This is a genomic window from Gordonia sp. NPDC003425, from assembly GCF_053588635.1.
The window spans coordinates 230,655-249,982 of sequence record NZ_JBSFQI010000004.1; the positions used below are offsets into that span (position 1 = coordinate 230,655).

General features: G+C 69.1%; 19 protein-coding genes. 3 read left to right on the forward strand and 16 right to left on the reverse strand.

From position 1 onward, the window contains the following. Positions 1-101 precede the first annotated feature (101 nt). The 10 genes from pyrF to ACWDTD_RS07415 all read right to left on the reverse strand — a co-directional run bounded on the left by pyrF (position 102) and on the right by ACWDTD_RS07415 (position 11,108). Complete coding sequence (pyrF, locus tag ACWDTD_RS07370; RefSeq protein ID WP_449746427.1) at positions 102-938, reverse strand: orotidine-5'-phosphate decarboxylase; 837 nt, start codon at positions 936-938, stop codon at positions 102-104. After that, positions 935-4,270 carry a carbamoyl-phosphate synthase large subunit gene (gene carB, locus ACWDTD_RS07375; RefSeq protein WP_449746428.1) on the reverse strand — a complete coding sequence of 1,112 codons (3,336 nt, stop codon included), beginning with the start codon at positions 4,268-4,270 and terminating at the stop codon, positions 935-937. The genes pyrF and carB overlap by 4 nt, the downstream gene beginning before the upstream one ends. Then, positions 4,271-5,440 carry a glutamine-hydrolyzing carbamoyl-phosphate synthase small subunit gene (gene carA, locus ACWDTD_RS07380; protein ID WP_449746429.1) on the reverse strand — a complete coding sequence of 390 codons (1,170 nt, stop codon included), beginning with the start codon at positions 5,438-5,440 and terminating at the stop codon, positions 4,271-4,273. Then, on the reverse strand, positions 5,437-5,943 hold the full coding sequence (locus ACWDTD_RS07385; protein WP_449746430.1) for a PH-like domain-containing protein: 507 nt from the start codon (positions 5,941-5,943) through the stop codon (positions 5,437-5,439). The genes carA and ACWDTD_RS07385 overlap by 4 nt, the downstream gene beginning before the upstream one ends. Next, positions 5,940-7,247: a dihydroorotase gene (locus ACWDTD_RS07390; RefSeq protein WP_449746431.1), complete on the reverse strand. Its 1,308-nt coding sequence runs from the start codon at positions 7,245-7,247 to the stop codon at positions 5,940-5,942. The genes ACWDTD_RS07385 and ACWDTD_RS07390 overlap by 4 nt, the downstream gene beginning before the upstream one ends. Next, entirely contained in the window at positions 7,244-8,215 is a 972-nt protein-coding gene (locus ACWDTD_RS07395) for an aspartate carbamoyltransferase catalytic subunit (protein ID WP_449746432.1), read from the reverse strand. The genes ACWDTD_RS07390 and ACWDTD_RS07395 overlap by 4 nt, the downstream gene beginning before the upstream one ends. Beyond that, positions 8,215-8,802, reverse strand: coding sequence for a bifunctional pyr operon transcriptional regulator/uracil phosphoribosyltransferase PyrR (gene pyrR, locus ACWDTD_RS07400; protein WP_449746433.1), 588 nt, complete (start codon positions 8,800-8,802; stop codon positions 8,215-8,217). Before pyrR ends, ACWDTD_RS07395 begins: the two co-directional genes overlap by 1 nt. A gap of 95 nt (positions 8,803-8,897) precedes the next feature. Beyond that, positions 8,898-9,362 (reverse strand): transcription antitermination factor NusB, encoded by a 465-nt coding sequence (gene nusB / locus ACWDTD_RS07405; RefSeq protein ID WP_449746434.1) that lies wholly within the window; start codon positions 9,360-9,362, stop codon positions 8,898-8,900. Positions 9,363-9,378: 16 nt separating this feature from the next. After that, positions 9,379-9,942, reverse strand: a complete 564-nt coding sequence (gene efp / locus ACWDTD_RS07410; protein WP_449746435.1) for an elongation factor P — start codon at positions 9,940-9,942, stop codon at positions 9,379-9,381. Between the two features lie 71 nt (positions 9,943-10,013). Beyond that, positions 10,014-11,108 (reverse strand): M24 family metallopeptidase, encoded by a 1,095-nt coding sequence (locus ACWDTD_RS07415; RefSeq protein WP_449746436.1) that lies wholly within the window; start codon positions 11,106-11,108, stop codon positions 10,014-10,016. Positions 11,109-11,206: 98 nt separating this feature from the next. Between ACWDTD_RS07415 and ACWDTD_RS07420 the strand changes: the two genes are divergently transcribed. Genes ACWDTD_RS07420 through ACWDTD_RS07430 form a run of 3 tightly spaced genes read left to right on the forward strand, consistent with a single transcriptional unit; the run spans position 11,207 to position 13,149 of the window. Next, complete coding sequence (locus tag ACWDTD_RS07420) at positions 11,207-12,304, forward strand: hypothetical protein (protein ID WP_449746437.1); 1,098 nt, start codon at positions 11,207-11,209, stop codon at positions 12,302-12,304. 51 nt (positions 12,305-12,355) lie between these two features. After that, on the forward strand, positions 12,356-12,859 hold the full coding sequence (locus ACWDTD_RS07425; RefSeq protein WP_449746438.1) for a B-4DMT family transporter: 504 nt from the start codon (positions 12,356-12,358) through the stop codon (positions 12,857-12,859). A gap of 11 nt (positions 12,860-12,870) precedes the next feature. Beyond that, entirely contained in the window at positions 12,871-13,149 is a 279-nt protein-coding gene (locus tag ACWDTD_RS07430) for a hypothetical protein (protein WP_449746439.1), read from the forward strand. Here the strand turns inward: ACWDTD_RS07430 and aroB are convergent. From aroB to mltG, 6 genes are all read right to left on the reverse strand, one after another. Further along, entirely contained in the window at positions 13,098-14,210 is a 1,113-nt protein-coding gene (gene aroB, locus ACWDTD_RS07435; RefSeq protein ID WP_449746440.1) for a 3-dehydroquinate synthase, read from the reverse strand. The two genes, ACWDTD_RS07430 and aroB, sit on opposite strands and share 52 nt — an antisense overlap. After that, entirely contained in the window at positions 14,207-14,701 is a 495-nt protein-coding gene (locus tag ACWDTD_RS07440; protein WP_449746517.1) for a shikimate kinase, read from the reverse strand. Before ACWDTD_RS07440 ends, aroB begins: the two co-directional genes overlap by 4 nt. 113 nt (positions 14,702-14,814) lie before the next feature. Next, positions 14,815-16,029 (reverse strand): chorismate synthase, encoded by a 1,215-nt coding sequence (gene aroC / locus ACWDTD_RS07445; RefSeq protein WP_449746441.1) that lies wholly within the window; start codon positions 16,027-16,029, stop codon positions 14,815-14,817. Between the two features lie 31 nt (positions 16,030-16,060). Continuing rightward, the gene (locus ACWDTD_RS07450) at positions 16,061-16,480 is read right to left on the reverse strand and encodes a prepilin peptidase (RefSeq protein WP_449746442.1); all 420 of its coding nucleotides are present in this window, start codon (positions 16,478-16,480) and stop codon (positions 16,061-16,063) included. Between the two features lie 127 nt (positions 16,481-16,607). Beyond that, positions 16,608-17,477: a shikimate dehydrogenase gene (locus ACWDTD_RS07455; RefSeq protein ID WP_449746443.1), complete on the reverse strand. Its 870-nt coding sequence runs from the start codon at positions 17,475-17,477 to the stop codon at positions 16,608-16,610. Between the two features lie 6 nt (positions 17,478-17,483). Next, entirely contained in the window at positions 17,484-19,280 is a 1,797-nt protein-coding gene (gene mltG / locus ACWDTD_RS07460; RefSeq protein ID WP_449746444.1) for an endolytic transglycosylase MltG, read from the reverse strand. Positions 19,281-19,328: the final 48 nt, after the last annotated feature.

A 19,328-nucleotide genomic window follows, 5' to 3' on the forward strand; every position in this document is an offset into this window, starting at 1 on the left:
ACTTGGGTGGTGTTGGAGAATCTGGGTGCTACAGCACCCAGATTCTCCAAGATCACCCAGGTTCTCTGCGCTCGGCGTTTCCGCGACCTCACGAACCGGCGTCAGCCCAGCGCGGCTTCGACCTCGTCGCGGGTGCGGCTGCATTCGGCGGCCAGTGCGCCGACGTCGGGTCCGGCACGCAGCACCCCGCGCGAGCTGGCGGGCAGCACCCAGCGCAGGTCGGCGCCGGCGAATACCTCGGGCAGATCGGCCGCGGTGGCGCCCTGGGCGCCGAGTCCGGGTGCCAGGATCGGACCATTGAGGGCGCTCAGGTCGAGTCCGTGGGCGCGGGTGGCGCCGACCACGAGTCCCAGCGTCGCCGAGCCATCCGCATTGCGTGCGGCGGCGTCGTCGACCATCATCTGGGCGACGGTCCGTCCACCGGTAGCGGCGAGCTGGACCGGTGCGCCCTCCGGGTTCGAGGTGCGCGCGAGCACGAACACGCACCCGCCGGCGGCGCGTGCGGCGTCGAACGCCGGTGTGAGAGAGCCGAATCCGAGATACGGCGACGCGGTGACCGCGTCGGCGCACAGCGGCGAGGCGTCGTCGAGCCACGAGTGTGCGTAGGCGGCCATGGTGGAGCCGATGTCGCCGCGTTTGGCGTCGGCGATCACCAGTGCGCCCGCCTCCCGGCATCCGGCAATGGTGCGTTCGAGCACCGCGAAACCGGCCGCACCGAACGCCTCGAAGAACGCCACCTGCGGTTTGATCACCGCCGCGACGGGACCGAGTGCCTCGACGCAGATGTCGGCGAACCGCGCCAGACCGGTCGCGTCCACCGGCAACCCCCACTGGTCGAGGAGTTCGGCGTGCGGGTCGATGCCCGCACACAACCGTCCGCGCGCATCGACGGCGGCACGATACCGGGCGGCGAAACCCGTTGCCGCAGCAGTACTCACCGCTCGTTCACCAGCGCGGCGTGCCTGCGCTGCAGCGACTCGACACCCATCCGCTCCGAGAGCGCCGCCTCGATACCCTGCACGGCGGCGCTGGCCCCCTGCACCGTGGTGATGCACGGAATCCCAGCGGCCACTGCGGCGCTGCGGATCTCGTAGCCGTCGACACGCGGACCGGACTGCCCGTACGGGGTGTTGATCACCATCGCCACGTCGCCGTCGCGGATCGCATCGAGGATGGTGCGTTCACCGGGCGCGGCCTCGAAGTGTTTACGCACGGTGGTGGCCACGATCCCGTTGCGGCGCAACACCTCCGCAGTGCCCTCGGTCGCCAGGATGGTGAAGCCGAGGTCGGCGAGGTGTTTGACCGGGAACAGCAGGGCACGCTTGTCCTTGTTGGCCACCGACACGAACACCGCCCCCGTGGTGGGAAGCGAACCGTAGGCGGCGGTCTGCGATTTCGCGAACGCCCGGCCGAAGTCGGCGTCGATACCCATCACCTCGCCGGTCGACTTCATCTCCGGGCTCAGCAGCGAATCCACCCCGGTGCCGTCGTGACGCCGGAATCGGTTGAACGGCAACACCGCTTCCTTCACCGCGATCGGCGCCGCAGCCGGCGCCACCCCGCCGTCACCGGTGGGATCGAGGATCTGCTGCTCGCGCAGTTCGGCGATGCTCTCCCCCAACATCACCCGCGCGCACGCCTTCGCCAGCGGCACCGCGGTGGCCTTGGACACGAACGGCACCGTGCGACTCGCCCGCGGATTGGCTTCCAGCACATAGAGAACGTCGTCCTTGAGCGCGTACTGCACGTTGAGCAGCCCGCGCACCCCGATGCCCTTGGCCAGCGCCTCGGTGGACCGGCGCACCATCTCGAGATCGGACCGGCCCAGCGTGACCGGCGGCAACGCGCACGCGGAGTCGCCGGAATGGATGCCGGCCTCCTCGATGTGCTCCATCACGCCCCCGATGTACACCTCGTCGCCGTCGCACAGGGCGTCGACGTCGATCTCCACCGCATCCTCGAGGAAGCGGTCCACCAGCACCGGGTGGTCGGGGGTGAGTTCGGTGGCGCGCGAGATGTAGTCGGCGAGACTCGCCTCGTCGTAGACGATCTCCATGCCGCGTCCGCCGAGCACATACGACGGCCGCACGAGCACCGGATAGCCGATGCGCGCGGCGGTGTCGCGGGCCTCCTCGAACGATGTGGCGGTGCCGAAGGCGGGTGCCGGCAGACCGGCGGCCGTGAGGACCTTGCCGAATTCGCCGCGGTCCTCGGCCAGGTCGATGGCCGCCGGACTGGTGCCGACGATGGGCACCCCCGCCGCCTCGAGCCGATGCGCCAGACCCAGCGGTGTCTGCCCGCCGAGTTGCACGATGACGCCGGCGACGGTGCCCGATTCCGATTCGGCGTGGTACACCTCCAGCACATCCTCGAACGTCAGCGGCTCGAAATAGAGACGGTCGGCGGTGTCGTAGTCGGTGGAGACGGTCTCGGGGTTGCAGTTGACCATCACCGTCTCGTACCCCGCTTCGGAGAGGGTCAGCGCGGCGTGCACACACGAGTAGTCGAACTCGATGCCCTGACCGATGCGGTTGGGACCCGACCCCAGGATGAGCACCTTGGGCCGTTCGGTCTGCGGCGCGATCTCACTGACCGCGGCGGGGTCGAGTTCGTAGGTGGAGTAGTGATAGGGCGTGCGGGCCTCGAACTCGGCGGCGCAGGTGTCCACGGTCTTGTACACCGGGCGCACACCGAGCCCGATGCGGTGGTCCCGCACAGCCGCCTCGTCGGCGAAATCGGTACGCAGCGCGGCGATCTGGCGGTCGGAGAACCCCGACGACTTCGCGTCGCGCAGGAGATCCTCGGTGAGCTGCGCGGCGTCGCGGATCTCGGCGCCGAGTGCACCGATGCCCGCGATCTCGGCGAGGAACCACGGGTCGATGGCGGTGGCCTCGTAGAGCTGTTCGACGGTGGCGCCCGCATCGAAGGCCAGCATGATGCCGTAGAGCCGGCCGTCCTTCGGGGTGCGCAAGGTATCGAGCAGGGCATCGAGGTCGACGGTGGCCGGATCGGGCCGGTCGGCCTCGGTCCAGAAGCCGGCGGCCTTGGTCTCCAGCGACCGCATCACCTTGCCGAGCGCCTCGGTAAAGCTGCGTCCCAGGCTCATCGCCTCCCCCACCGACTTCATCGTGGTGGTCAGCGTGTCGTCGGCGCCGGGGAACTTCTCGAACGCGAACCGTGGTGCCTTGACCACCACGTAGTCCAGCGTCGGCTCGAAGCAGGCCGGCGTCTCCTTGGTGATGTCGTTGGTTATCTCGTCGAGGGTATAGCCGATGGCGAGCTTCGCGGCGATCTTGGCGATCGGGAATCCCGTTGCCTTGGAAGCCAATGCGGACGACCGCGAGACCCGCGGATTCATCTCGATCACCACGAGACGCCCATCGGTGGGGTCTTGGGCGAACTGGATGTTGCAGCCGCCGGTGTCGACGCCCACCTCGCGCAGGATGTCGATCGACAGGTCACGCATCCGCTGATATTCGCGGTCGGTCAGCGTCATCGCCGGTGCCACCGTGACCGAATCACCGGTGTGCACGCCCACCGGGTCGACGTTCTCGATGGAACACACCACCACCACGTTGTCGTGGTGGTCGCGCATCAGCTCGAGCTCGTATTCCTTCCAGCCCAGGATCGATTCCTCGATCAGCACGTTCGCCGTCGGGGATGCGGCCAGGCCGCCACCGGCGATGCGGTCGAGGTCGTCGGAGTCATACGCCATACCCGAACCGAGGCCGCCCATCGTGAACGACGGACGCACCACCACCGGGTAGCCGAGTTCGGCGACCGTCTCGCGGACCTCGGCCATGGTGTGGCAGACCCGTGAGCGGGCACTCTCCCCACCCACCTTGGCGACGATGTCCTTGAACATCTGACGGTCCTCGCCGCGCTGGATGGCGTCGAAGTCGGCACCGATGAGTTCGATGCCGTACTTCTCCAGCGAACCTCGATCATGCAGCGCCACAGCGGTGTTCAGTGCCGTCTGCCCGCCCAGGGTGGCGAGCACCGCGTCGATCGGGTGCCCGGCGTCGCGTTCGGCCTCGATCACCTTCTCCACGTACTCGGCGGTGATCGGTTCCACGTAGGTGGCGTCGGCGAACTCCGGGTCGGTCATGATGGTGGCGGGGTTGGAGTTCACCAGACTCACCCGTAGACCCTCGGCCTTGAGTACCCGGCATGCCTGCGTGCCGGAGTAGTCGAACTCGCAGGCCTGCCCGATGACGATCGGCCCGGAGCCGATCACCAGGACGTGCGCGATGTCTTGACGGCGCGGCATCTAGGACCTCGTTCCTTGTGCGCGTTCGGCCTCCAGCAGGGAGACGAACCTGTCGAAGAGGTAGGCGGCGTCGTGTGGACCCGCCGCCGCCTCCGGGTGGTATTGGACGGAAAACGCACGGCCCGAAAGCAGTTCGACGCCTTCGACGGTGCCGTCGTTGGCGCACACGTGGCTCACCCGGGCGCGGCCGAAGTCGGTGTCGAATTCCTCACCGGCTTCGCCTTCGAGCGCGAATCCGTGGTTCTGCGCGGTGATCGACACCTTGCCGGTGGCGGCGTCGATGACGGGGATGTTGATGCCACGGTGGCCGAACTTCATCTTGTAGGTGTCGCGGCCCAGTGCGCGGCCCAGGATCTGGTTGCCGAAACAGATACCGAACAGCGGCAATCCGGTGCCCAGTACCTGCCGGGTGAGTTCCACGGCGCCGTCGGCGGTGGCCGGGTCGCCGGGGCCGTTGGAGAGGAACACCCCGTCGGGACGCAGTTCGGTGATCGCGTCCAGACCGGCGTCGGCGGGCAGCACGTGCACGGCCACCCCACGCTGGGCGAACATGCGGGGCGTGTTGGTCTTGATGCCGAGATCGATGGCGGCGACGGTGAATCGGGCGTCGGCGGCCGGTTCCACCTCGTAGCCGGTGGGTGTGCTCACCTCGCCGGCCAGGTTGGCGCCCTTCATCGACGGTTGGTTGCGCACCCGGGCGAGCAACTCGTCTTCGGGGGCCAGGGCGGGACCGGAGAAGATGCCGGCGCGCATCGACCCGTGATCGCGGAGCATGCGCACCACGGTGCGGGTGTCGATGCCGCCGATCCCCACCACGCCCTGGCGCACCAACTCGTCCTGAAGGCTGGTGGTGGCACGCCAATTCGACACGCGCCGAGTGGGATTGCGCACCGCGTACCCGGCGACCCAGATCTTGCCGGAGTCACCGCGCTCGCCGTCGCTGCCCGCGCTGCCGGTCGATTCGCCGTCTTCGTCGTTCCAGCCGGTGTTACCGATCTGCGGTGCGGTGGCGATGACGATCTGCCGGTGATAGCTGGGATCGGTGAGCGTCTCCTGATACCCGGTCATCGCGGTGCAGAACACCGCCTCACCGAGTGTCTGGCCCACCGCGCCGAACTCCCGGCCGGTGAACACCTGTCCGTTCTCGAGTACGAGAACCGCTGAGCTCATTGGTCTTTCCTCTCGAACTCCGACACCCACGCGGGGTAGACGGTCTTGTCGTCGGCGCGTAACCCCGAGTCGATCTCGGTACCGCTGGGCAGCACCCAGCGGATCACCAGCACGCCGTCGGCGGTCATCACCTTGCCGGCCAGGCCGCGTTCGGTGCGCACCGCGGTGATCGAGGGCCGCGGAATCCAGATCTCGGTGGCGCCGCGGCGTTCGAGCAGGATGCCGTCGGGATAGGCCGCCATGGTGGCCGAGGCGCGATCACCGATGTCGCCCACAGCCACCCGATCCTGCCAGCTCGGCGCGATGGTGGAACCGACATAGAGTCCGGTGTCGGGCCCCAGCAGGGGTTCGCCGGGATCGGCCGGGATGAGCGGCATCTCGCCGATCATCTCGGCCTGACGCCGCCCCCGGTTGCGCCAGCCGCGCAGCACCAAGGCCACCAGTCCGGCCCACACCGCCACCACGACGACGATCACGATGATGCCGGAGATCGTCGAACTCATTGCGCCACCTGCCCGTTGCGGGTGGTCACCACACCGCGCAGCGTCGTGGCCACCACACTGGCCGGCATGGTGAGCGACTCGTACGGGGTGTTGGCCGACAGGCTGGCGAGCTTGGCACCCTCCACCTGCCAGGGAAGGTCGGGATCGACGAGCGTCAGATTGCCGGGCTCGCCCACCGCGATCGGACGTCCCTGGTCGGTGAGGCCGACGATCTGTGCGGGGCGTTCACTCATCACCAGCGCCACCCCGCGCCAGTCGAGCAGGCCCGGATTCACCATGGTCTCCACCACGATCGGCAGCGCGGTCTGCAGCCCCAGCATGCCGGGGCGCGCCTGGGAGAATTCGCAGCACTTCTCCTGCGCGGCGTGCGGTGCATGGTCGGTGGCCACGCAGTCGACGATGCCGTCGGCCAGTGCCTGCCGCAGCGCCAAGGTGTCGCTGACCTCCCGCAACGGCGGGTTCACCCGATTGATGCCGTCGTAGGTCTGCAGCCGGGAATCGTCGAGGAAGAGGTGATGAGGGGTGACCTCGGCGGTCACCGCGATGCCCTGCTGCTTGGCCCAGCGCAACAACTCCACGGTGCCCGCAGTCGAGGCGTGGCAGATGTGCACGCGCGCACCGGCGTCGCGCGCCAGCAGCGCGTCGCGCACCACGATCGACTCCTCGGCGGCGCGCGGCCAACCGGCAAGTCCCAGCCGCGCCGCGGTGGGGCCCTCGTGGGCCACCGCGCCGACGGTCAGCCTCGGCTCTTCGGCGTGCTGCGCGATGAGCACGTCGAGGCCCTTCGCGTATTCCAGTGCGCGGCGCATCAGCAGCGGGTCGGCGACACATTTGCCGTCGTCGCTGAACAGGCGGACCCGGCCGGCACCGGCGGCCATCAATCCCATCTCGGCGAGTTGCTTGCCCTCGAGCCCGACCGTCACCGCACCCACCGGGTACACGTCGACCAGACCCACCTCCTGCCCGGCGCGCCACACGTTGTCGGTGACGGTGGGGTTGTCGGCGACGGGAGAGGTGTTGGCCATCGCGAAGACCGCGGTGTAGCCGCCGAGAGCGGCTGCGGCCGAACCGGACCGGATGGTCTCGGTGTCCTCCCGGCCGGGTTCGCGTAGATGGGTGTGCAGGTCGACAAATCCCGGAAGTAGCACGCTCCCACCGCCGTCGATCACCTCCACATCGTCGGGCGACGACACCGCGTCGCCGATCTCGGTGATCTCACCGTCGGTGACGAGCACGTCGACCGGATCGCCCTCGCCGTAGGGCCGAACCTGCCGGAACAGCACTGACCCGGTCGCCGCGCTCACTGCGCACCTCCTGATTCGGCGCCGGCGAGCAGGCGGAAGAGCACCGCCATACGCACGTGCACCCCGTTGCGGACCTGTTCGAGAACGGCTGCGCGCGGCGAGTCGGCCACCGAGTACCCGATCTCCATGCCGCGCAGCATGGGACCCGGATGCAGCACGACGGCGTCGTCGGACAGCACACCGAGCCGGCGGTCGTTCAGGCCGAAACGCACCGAGTATTCCCGCGACGACGGGAAGAATCCGCCGTTCATGCGTTCGGCCTGCACTCGCAGCATCATCACCGCGTCGACGCCCGGCAGCACCGCGTTGAGATCGTCGGAGGTGGTCACCCCCCACTGGTCGACACCCACCGGCAGCAGGGTGGGCGGCGCGACGAGCACCACGTCGGCGCCAAGCGTGGTGAGGAGAAACGCGTTGGAGCGGGCCACCCGCGAGTGCAGGACGTCGCCGACGATCGCGATGCGTCGACCGTCGATCGATCCGAGCCGCTGCCGCAGGGTGAGAGCGTCGAGGAGCGCCTGCGTCGGATGTTCGTGGGTGCCGTCACCGGCGTTGATCACCGCAGGCCCGACCCCGGCGTCGTCGGGACCGTCGGGTCCGAAACCACCTTCGGTCCAGGCCGCGATCTGGTGGGCGGCACCGGATGCGGGGTGGCGCACGATGAGGGCGTCGGCGCCCGCCGCGCGCAGCGTCTTGACGGTGTCGCGCAGCGATTCGCCCTTGTTGACCGACGAACTCGAGGCGCTCACGTTGATCACATCGGCGCTCATCCACTTACCCGCCACCTCGAAGGACACGCGGGTGCGGGTGGAGTTCTCGTAGAACACGGTCATGATGGTGCGTCCGCGCAGGGTGGGCAGTTTGCGCACTTCCCGGCCGGTCAAGGCCTGTTCGAAGCGTTGCGCCTCGTCGAGCAGTGCGGTGGCGTCGTCGCGGGAGAGGTCGGCGGCCGACAGCAGGTGACGCATCAGCGGGCCGCCCGCCCGGCCGCGCCGAGCACGACCTCGTCGGCCCCGTCGTATTCCTCGAGGTGCACCGCGACGGTTTCGTCGCGTGAGGTGGGGATGTTCTTGCCGACGTAGTCGGCGCGCAGCGGCAGTTCGCGGTGGCCGCGGTCGACGAGCACCGCGAGTTGCACCGCGGCGGGCCGCCCGAGGTCGCGCAGCGCGTCGAGCGCGGCGCGCACGGTGCGACCGGAGTAGAGAACGTCGTCGACGAGGATGACCACCGCGTTGTCGACGCCGCCGGACGGCACCATGGTGGGTTCGAGCGCCCGGTGCGGTTTGGCGCGCAGGTCGTCGCGGTAGAGGGTGATGTCGAGGTAGCCCACCGGGACGTCGACCCCGGAGAACTCGCGGATCTTGTCGGCCAGCCGGTCGGCGAGAGTGGTTCCGCGCGTGGGGATTCCGATGATCACCACGCGGGGGGCGTCGGGTGAATCGAGCGCCGTCTTCTCGATGATCTGATGGGCGACCCGCGCGATGGTGCGGGAGACGTCTGCCGCGTCGAGCAGTACGCGCCGCGGGGATTGTTCGCCGTCGGTGGGCGTGACCACGCCGACCTCCTTCTCCGCCTCGCAGGACGGATCGTTAAAGGATGTCTGTCGTCGGACACTCTACACCGACGATGCCCCCGGTCCCGACGGGGCCGTCAGCCGTCGGTGTCCGACCCCGCCGCCTGCGCCGCCCGTACCTGCGGTGCGAGTTCGGCGATCTGACCGAGCACACCGTTGACGAATGCCGGCGAGTCGTCGGTGGAGAGTTCCTTGGCCAGTTCGACGGCCTCGTCGACCACCACGATCTCGTCGACGTCGGTGGCGTTGAACAGTTCCCACGTCGCCAGCCGCAGAATGGCGCGGTCGACGGCGGGGAGCCGGTCGAGTTTCCAGTCGCGCAGATGCGAGGTGATCACCGCGTCGATCTGATTCTGGTCGTCAGTGAGGCCGTCGATGACACGCGCGGTGTACGCGTGGATCTCGCCGACGCTCTCGTCGTCGCGCACGAATTCACGCCGCTCGGCCACCAGCTGCGCGGGGCTGACCTGCTTGGCCTCGGCCTCGAACAGCAGATCCACCGCGCGGCGGCGTGCTTTGTGTCGGGTTCCCGGTTGTTTCACGTCGGTTCGTCGGGTCTCAGCTGTTGACGCGGCCGAGGTAGCTGCCGTCACGCGAGTCGACCTTCAGCTTGTCGCCGGTGTTGATGAACAGCGGCACCTGGATCTCCGCGCCGCTCTCCACGGTCGCCGGCTTGGTACCGCCGGTCGAGCGATCACCCTGCAGGCCCGGGTCGGTGTGGGTGACCTCCATCTCGACGGTCACGGGCAGTTCGATGAACAGCGGCGTGCCCTCGTTCAGCGACACCTGCACGGTCATGTTCTCCAGCAGGAAGCGCGCACCGTCGCCCACCGTTTCAGGCGAGATCGCGTACTGCTCGTAGTCCTGGGCGTCCATGAACACGTAGTCGGTGCCGTCGTTGTACAGGAAGGTCATGTCACGACGGTCGACGGTGGCGGTCTCCACCTTCACGCCCGCGTTGAAGGTCTTGTCGACGGTCTTGCCCGACAGCACGTTCTTGATCTTGGTGCGCACGAACGCCGGCCCCTTGCCGGGCTTGACGTGCTGGAACTCCAGGATCTGCCAGAGCTGGTCGTCCATGCGCAGCACGAGGCCATTCTTGAAATCGGCGGTGGTCGCCATAGGTTGTCGTCTCTCTTCTACGTCGGGGGTTCTTGTGCGTCGCTTCTGCCTCGCCGGGTGCGGCGGGTCCGTCAAATGACGGTGAAAGCCTTGTCGGTGGCGGTCAGCAGGTCCGGTTCGTCGTCGGTGACGACGAGCGTGTCCTCGATCCTGACGCCACCTCGTCCGGGGAGGTAGACGCCGGGCTCCACGGTCACCGCCGCGCCGCATGGCAGTGTACCCGCCGCGAGTTTGCCGATTCCCGGCGCTTCGTGGATCTGCAGGCCGACGCCGTGACCGAGTCCGTGGACGTAATGCTCGCCGTGGCCGGCGTCCTCGATCACCGAGCGGGCCGCCGCGTCGACCGCACGAAGCTCCGCCCCCGGTGTCAGGGCGTCGCGGCCGGCGGCCTGCGCGGTGGACACCAGCTGGTAGAGGTCGCGCTGCCAGTCCGCAGCGCGGGTCAGCACAAAGGTGCGGGTCATGTCGGAGTGGTATCCGCCGTACACGCAGCCGAAGTCGATCTTGACCAGGTCGCCGTCGGCGAGCACCGACCCGGTGGGCCGATGATGCGGAATGGCCGAGTGCGCGCCCGCGGCCACGATGGTCTCGAAGGCAACCGCGTCGGCGCCGTGCCGGAACATCGACCACTCGAGCGCACGTGCCACCTCGCGTTCCGAAGCGCCTGCCCGGATGACTCCGTCGGCGATGATCTCGGCGAGCGCGGTGTCGCCGATGGCACATGCCCTGCGCAGCAAGGCGATCTCACCGGCGTCCTTGACCTCCCGCAAACCCGACACCAGCCCGGCCGCACCGACCAGTTCGGCGCCGCCGGGAGCATGGTCGACCAGCCGGCCGTGCTGGGCGACGGTGAGCGCATCGGACTCGAATCCGATCCGCACCGGGCCCGCAACGGCGGCGCGGCCGACGAGTTCGCCGACGCAATCGCGTGCGATCACCGCGGGAAGGTCGCCGGACTGCTGGGCGATCTGCGTGAGATAGCGACCGTCGGTGCAGATCACATCGTCGTCGGGTCCAGACGCCGAGACCAGCAGTGCGCCGTTGGAACCGGTGAACCCCGACAGATAACGGAGATTGATCAGATCCGACACCACCAACACGTCCACCGGTTTGTCGGCGGTCGCCAGCAGAGCTCGGAGTCTGTCTCGACGGACGGCATAATCCACGCCTCCACGCTACGACGCCCCGTGCGCAGATCACGAGTCGGAGCCGGAACGGACGGGAGTGGGCGCTGTCGGAGGCCTGCCGAACTACGATTCCGCACATGTTCGCGCAGATCACCGCCGTATCCCGTCGAATTCTTCTCGTTGTGATGGTGGCGGCAACCGCTCTGGCCTGGCCGGGCTCTGCGCGCGCCACAGTGGAAGCTCCCGCCGCCGGGTACGGCTTCGCCGGGGGCAGCTTCGAGCGCACCGAGTCGGCCGCCGACCTCAATCGCGAACTCGACGCGGTGGGTGCCACCGGCGCCCGGTGGCTGCGTGTGGAGATCAACTGGAATGTGATCGAGAAGACCAAGGGCACCTTCGACTGGTCGCAACCGGACACACTGATCGGTGCCGCGCGGGTCCACGGGCTCACCGTGCTGGCGAACTTTCTCGGCACCCCCGGTTGGGCCGGCGGCGGAGCGCTGACCACCGCACCCCCGACCGACCTGGGCAACGTCACCCCGTTCGTGCAGGCCTTCATCGCGCGGTATCCGTCGACCACGCATTTCGAGATCTGGAACGAACCCAACCTGCCGCTCTTTTTCGGCGGTTCGGTGAACGCCGCGAAGTACACCTCGTTGCTCAAGCGCTTCTACATCGACATCAAGGCCGCGGCACCGTCGGCGACGGTGGTGTCGGCGGGACTGAGCCCGGGAGCCGACGCGGCGGGCTTTTACACCGCGATGTACGCGAACGGCGCCAAGGGATTCTTCGACGCCGCGGCGATGCACCCCTACGTGTTTCCCAAGGGGATCTCCGCCACGCCCAACGGGTGGACCGAAACCGGGGACGTCCGAAAAGTGATGGTGACCAACGGCGACGCCGACAAGGACATCTGGCTCACCGAGATGGGCGCACCCACCTTCCAGGGCTCGTCGGGCCCGGGATCGACGGGCTCGAGTTCGGGTTCCACGCTCCTTGACACCGGCTCGCTCCTGCTCGGAAACTCGTCGAAAGACATGGTGTCCCAACAGGAACAGGCCGCCCAGATGGTCTCGGTGCTCTCTGCCGCCCGCGCCGCCGGCTACTGCGGACCGGCATTCATCTACATGCCTCGCGACACCGGCACCAGCACCACCGATCGTGAACAGAACTTCGGGGCGCTGCTCACCCATGATTGGAAGCCCAAGTACACCGCGAGTGTGCTCGCACGCTGACCGGGCGGGGACGTGTTCCAGATCACCGGCCCGTTCAGTACTCTGTCCGCTATGTCTTCGTGGTTGCTGCGCGGTCTCCTCATGGCCGCCGTACATGTCGTCACCCGGGTGCTCCTGGGTATCGCAGTGGTCCAGGCGCCGTTGCACACCACCACGTGGAAGACCATCGCCATCGCGGCGGTGGTGCTGGTGGCGCTGATCTGGGGCGGCTGGGACGGCATCCGCGACGCGCGGGCCAACCCGGACCCCGACGACTACGACGACCTCACCGTGCGGTGGCTGCAGGCCGGACTCCTCGCCGGTCTCCTCGCCGGGATCGTCGGCTGGATTCTGGGCAAGTTCGTCTTCGCCGGGATCGGTCAGGCGGGTCTGTTCGTGGAGATCATCGCGGGCGGTTCGTTCACCGCGCTGATCATCTTCTTCCCGGCTTTCCTCGGCGTGGCCATCGGCCGCTGGCTCACCCGACGCGAACAGCGCAAGGCCGGCGGCTCCGACGACGACTGGTCGGTGCACGCGGAGCGCGACGAAGAGGGACACCTCATCGAGCACTCGTGATCCCGCGCCGGATGTTCGCGCACCCGGGCGCCCCGGAGGTGGGCACGCTCAACGCCGAAGTGGGCACGCTCGACGGCCAGGTGGGCACGCTCAACGCCGAAGTGGGCACGCTCGACGCCGAAGTGGGCACGCTCGACGGGCAGGTGGGCACGCTCGACAGCGAAGTGGGCACGCTCGACGGGCAGGTGGGCACGCTCGACAGCGAAGTGGGCACGCTCGACGGGGAGGCGGGCATGCCTCAGAGCAGGGTGGCACCGCCCGTGGGTTCGTCCGCCGCGATCGCCGAGTAGGCCGCCGCGAGCAGTCCGGGGTCGGGGCCTTCCAGACGTCCGGGTTTGGCGAGTCCGTCGAGCACCACGAAGCGCAGCACACCCGATCGGTTCTTCTTGTCCCCCGACATCCCGTCGAGCAGGTCCGCAAACGCGTCGGCGTCGTAGCGGGTGGGCAGCCCGACGAGTTCGAGGATGCTGCGGTGACGGTCGGCGGTGGCGTCGTCGAGGCGGCCTGCGAGACGGGCCAGTTCGGCGACGTACACCAGGCCGACGGACACCGCGGCGCCGTGGCGCCAGCGGTACCGTTCGCGTCGCTCGATCGCGTGGCCCATGGTGTGCCCGTAGTTGAGGATCTCGCGAAGCGAGGATTCCCTGAGGTCGGCGGCCACCACGTCGGCCTTCACCTGCACCGAGCGGCGGATCAGGTCGGGCAGTACGTCGCCGGTGGGATCGGTGGCCGCGGCGGGATCGGCCTCGATGATGTCGAGGATCGTCGGGTCGGCGATGAATCCGGTCTTGATGACCTCGGCGAGACCGGCGATGATCTCGTTGCGCGGCACCGTTTCGAGCGTGCCGAGGTCGATGAGCACCGCGTCGGGTTCGTGGAAGGAACCGACGAGGTTCTTGCCCGCGTCGGTGTTGATACCGGTTTTGCCGCCGACGGCGGCGTCGACCATGGCGAGCAGGGTGGTGGGGATGTGGATCACACCGATGCCGCGCATCCAGGTGGCGGCGACGAAACCGGCGAGGTCGGTGGCCGCACCGCCGCCGAGCGCGATCACCTTGTCGTTGCGTTTGAGCCCGATCCGCCCGAACACCTCCCAGCAGAACGCCGCCACCGACAGATCCTTGCCCGCCTCGGCGTCGGGAATCTCGATGCGGTGGGCATCGAATCCCTTCTCGGCCAGGAACTCTCGCACCTGCTCGGCGGTCTGCGCGAGCGGGGGTTGGTAGAGCACGGCGATCCGGTCGGCGCCGGTGGCCGCATCGGCAACCTCGGTGAGCAGTCCGCGACCGATCACCACGTCGTAGGGATGTGCGGTGGCCACGCGGATGGTGGTGGGTGCGGCGTGGCTCATTCGGTCCTTCCGGGGACGAGTTCACGGGCGATCTCGGTGACGATCTCGTCGGCGATGAGTTGCGGATCGTCCCCGCTGGCGTCGACGTCGATGGTCGCCACCTCGTCGTAGAGGTCGGCCCGGTCGGCGAGGAGTTCGCGGTAGCGGGTTTCCGGGTCGTCGGCCAGCAGCGGCCGATCGGAGCCCGAGACCCGCGCGAACCCGGCGTCGGCGGTGACCCGCAGGTGGATGACGCGGTGGCCGCGCAGGGCTTCGCGGACCGCGTCGGTGGTCACCGCTCCCCCGCCCAACGACAGCACGCCGCGGTGCGCGTCGAGGACGTCGGCCACCACGTCGCGTTCGATCTCACGGAACCGCTCGGCACCCAGGTCGGTGAAGATCTCCGGGATGGACCGGCCGATGCGCCGCACGATCTCGGCGTCGGTGTCGACGAAGTCGACCCCCAGCCGGTCGGCGAGCAGGCGCCCCACCGTCGACTTGCCCGCGCCCATGAATCCCACCAGCACCGACACCGGTCGTCCGGACCCCGAACGGCCCGATGCGGTGGCGGCTGCGGCGTACTCCGCGGGTGTGCTCGCGGCCTCGCGGTGTGTGGGTGTGGGCATCATGCGGTCGGGTGCGGGGGGCGGGATGCGATGCGCTTGCGGTAGGCGGTCACGTTGTCCGAGGTCTCGGCCACCGAGTCGCCGCCGAACTTCTCGAGCGCCGCCTGGGCGACGACGAGGGCCACCATCGACTCGGCCACCACGCCGGCTGCGGGTACCGCGACGACGTCGGAGCGTTGGTGGATGGCGCTGGCCTGCTCACCGGTGGACATGTCGACGGTGGACAGTGCGCGCGGCACCGTGGAGATCGGCTTCATCGCGATCCGCACACGCAGGTCCTCACCGTTGGTCATACCGCCCTCGAGGCCACCGGCCCGGTTGGTGGAGCGCAGCACGCCGTCGGCGCCGGGCACCATCTCGTCGTGTGCGGCGCTGCCGCGACGTCGCGCGGTCTCGAAGCCGTCGCCCACCTCGACACCCTTGATCGCCTGGATACCCATCAGCGCGCCGGCGAGTCGCGCGTCGAGCCGGGTGTCGCCGCTGACGTGCGAACCCAGACCCACCGGAACGCCGGTGGCGACGATCTCCACCACCCCGCCGAGGGTGTCACCGTCCTTCTTGGCCGCCTCGATCTCGGTGATCATCGACTCCTCGGCGGCCTTGTCGAACGCCCGGACCGGGCTGGCATCGATGGCGGCGACATCGGCGGCCGTGGGCGGCGGACCCACGTAGGGATCGCTGGCGCCGATGGAGATCACGTGCGAGATCACCTCGATGCCGAGCACCTGCCGCAGGAAGTTGCGCGCCACGGTGCCCGCGGCGACGCGGGCCGCGGTCTCCCGCGCGCTGGCGCGCTCGAGAATCGGGCGGGCGTCGTCGAAGCCGTACTTGAGCATGCCCGAGAAGTCGGCGTGGCCGGGACGGGGCCGTGTGAGTGCCGCGTTGCGGGCGCTGCCCTCGAGTTCCGCCGGGTCCACCGGGTCGGGGGCCATCACGGTCTCCCACTTGGGCCATTCGGTGTTACCGATCTCGATCGCCACCGGACCACCCAGGGTGCGTCCGTGACGCAAACCGCCGAGCAATGTCACCTTGTCGGCCTCGAACTTCATGCGGGCCCCGCGACCGTAGCCGAGGCGGCGTCGGGCGAGTTGTTCGGCGATGTCCGAGGAGGTGATCTCCACTCCGGCCACCATGCCCTCGACGACGGCGACCAGGGCCGGGCCATGGGACTCTCCGGCAGTTATCCAGCGCAACACAAGATCCAATTGTTCCATGCGGGCGTGGACCCGCCCTCAACCCCTCACCTCACCCCGTCGGCACTGGTGACGGGGCACCGGCAGCGGGCAGCGACGAGGCGGCCACCACCAGCAGTGCGGCCACGGCCATCGCCGGGCCGTGTGGCCGCGGGCCCGGCCGTCGCAGGATCAGGACCGGAACCTGCGCGAGCACCACCATCACCAGTGCCGCAAGCGGATCGGCGAGCAGCCCACCGAGGCCGAAGGCGAACTTGGCGTCGCCGCCGCCGCAGACGCGCAGCCCGAAGCCGAGCACATACGGCGCGGACGCGGCGAGCGCGGCCACCAGCACTCCCGGATGGCCCACCGCCGACGCGACGACCGCACCACAGCCGGGCAACACGAGAACATTGGGTAGCCGGCCGCACCGGCGATCGGTTTCTGCCAGTGCCGCCGCCCACAGCACGACGAGCCAGGCGGACGCTCCCATGCCGCTCAGTGTCGGGCAGACGACGCACCCGGCGGCGCGCACGGGCCCCGTCCCGGCCCCGCCTGTGGAACGACTCCCATCTGGGGAGACGCGGGCCGCGGGGACGCGGCTGTGACCCGCTGCGGCGTCAGAGCTCGGTGTGGCCGAGCGCCGCGGCCATCGCCGCGCGTGGAGCCGGACGGCCGGTGAACTGCTCCACCTGGCTGTAGGCTTGGTTGAGCAGCATCACCAGGCCACCGACCACGCGGCCGCCGCGGTCGGCGACCGCGGTGGCGAGCGGGGTGGGCCACGGGTTGTAGATGACGTCGACGAGATGCGCAGTGCCCGCGACGTCGGCGGCGACCGGGGCGGCCGCGGCGGCGGGCACCGTCGACACCACCACGTCGGCGGCCGTGCACGCCTCGCGCAGCGCCGGGGAGGTTTCGAACACAAGGAAGCCGGGCGACAGACTCAGCCGGTGCGCGAGCGCGATGGCGTCGGCGGCGCGTCCTTCGTCACGGGCGATCACCGTGACCGACGTGAATCCGGCGGCCGCCAATGCGGCCAGGGCGGGCCGGGCCGTGCCGCCGGCGCCGAGGACCACCGCGTGATCGGTGCGCGCGGCGCCGTCGAGCACCTCGCGCAGCGCGCCGGTCATGCCGTCGATGTCGGTGCAGTCCGCACGCCAGCCCCGCTCGGTGCGCACGAGGGTGTTGGCCGAGCCGACGAGTTCGGCACGATCGGTGCGTTCTCCGGCCACGGCCAGCGCAGCCACCTTGCCCGGCATCGTCACCGACAGACCGACGAACTCGTCGGGCAAGCCGGCGACAAGGGCGGGCAGACCTGTTGCGTCGCAGTCGATCCGCTCGTAACGCCAGTCCGACAAGCCCAGTGCCCGATACGCCGCAAGGTGCAGATCAGGTGAACGCGAGTGCGACACAGGCGAACCCACCACGGCGGCGCGGCGCGCGTGCACACTTCCCGCCGGCGGGGTCATCGGCGGTGGGTCGAGGTCCATCGGCTCTCAGCTACATCCGGTGGTGAGAAGTTTGTTCTCACACGCACGTTCACGGTTGAGCTTGTGCTGCTCGAAGTTGTCGGCGAACAGGGTGGTGCCGTCGCGGTCCACCGTCACGAAGTACAGCCAGTTGCCCGGGGAGGGATTCTCGGTCGCCTCGAGCGCGCGTTCTCCGACCGCACCGATCGGCGTCGCGGGCAAACCCTTGATCTGGTAGGTGTTCCAGACGTTGTCGGCCTTGTAGGCGTCGCCGTACACGTCGATGTTGGTCACCGTGGCGGTGTAATTGGCGGTGGAGTCCATTTCCAGGCGCTGTCCCTTGGCGAGGCGGTTGACAATCACCCGGGCGACCTTAGGGTAGTCGTCGGCCATGGTCACCTCGCGCTCCACCACCGACGCGGCGGTCAGCGTCTCATAGGGCGTGAGCCCGGAACTGTTCTGGTTCAACAACCCCCACGCCTCGAACTGGGCAGCGCTCTTGGTGATCAGGTCGTGCAGGATGCGTGTCGCGTCGAACCGCGGGTCGATGGTCTCCCAGGTGCCCGGCGCGATGAGCCCCTCGATGCGACGGTGATCGCCGTCGAGTTTCTGCACCGAATCCGCTGCCCAGGACGGCACGCCGAGTTGTTGCGGCGTGTCCTGCGCCGCGGCCTTCTGCAGGTCCTCGACGGTGACACCGATCCTGGTGCCGTTGACGGTCACCGACGTGGCGTCGGCGATCATCTGGAAGATGCCGGGGGTGGTCTTGCCGTCGATGCCATTCTTGGTGTCGAGTTGCAGGCCCTCGGGAATCACCACCCGGCCCACCCGGTGGTCGGTGCCGTCGGTGAGCATCTGCACCGCCGTGGCCGCCGGGATCTCGGTGCGCAGTTTGTAGAAGCCCCCCGAGATGGTCTGGCCGTCGGCGGCGTTCACGAAGGCACGGGGACTGCCCACCACGTCCTCGTCGGTGAGGATTCGGCCGAAGTCCTTGAGAGTGGAGTTCGCCGGGATGTCGACGATCACGTCGGCGGTACCGGAGGCATTGGTGTAGTCCTTGCGCGAATCCAGCAGTCCGGCTGCGCGCAGCCCCACAAAGCCCACTCCGATCACCGCGACCAGCAGGCAGGTGAGTACGACGGCGAGGACCACTCGGCGTTTTCGCCTGCGCGCCGCGGACTGCGGGCTGCGACCCCGGCCGCGACGTGGACGGTGATGGACTGCGACGTCGGCGTCGCGCTCGAGCACGTCGTGGTGGTCGAGTGCCTCCGACCGGCGGAGGTGACCGCGGTCGGGGGCATGTCGCTCTGGGCGGTCACGCTCGCGGTGGTCGCGCTCGAGGTGGTCACCGACCGGCTCGGCTTCCACCACGGCCGGCGTCGCGCGGGTGCGGGGGCGGTCGCGCGGCCGGTCGACGACGGCGCGCCGGTCGGCGTCCGGACCGGTCGTGGGGCTCGTCGGGGTGCCGGTCGTCGTGCCATTGACCCGCGACCGCATGGTCGGAGTCGGGGTGGTGTCGCCATCGGGATCGGGCGGTGTGGCACGCACGCGACGCGGCGGTGGCTGCGGCGTTCTCGGGGCAGGTCTGGCGGTGCGGGAGTCGGCGCGTCTGCGGGTCGGCTGCGGATCGACCCTAACCGTGTCGTCGCCACGTACCGCCGGAATCTGTCCGGTGGGGCTGTCCGCGCCGCGCCGGCGACGGTGATGGGCGGCCGGCCTGCCTTCGGCCGGTTGCGTGAAGTACCGGAGGCGCTCGAGATCGATGCCCTCGGTGGGGTGATCGGAATTCTCGCGATGACGATTCCGGTGCCGGTCGTCGGTCAACGAGTGTCCCCTCCCTGGTGTGTGGTTTCGGCGATCCGAATGCACGGT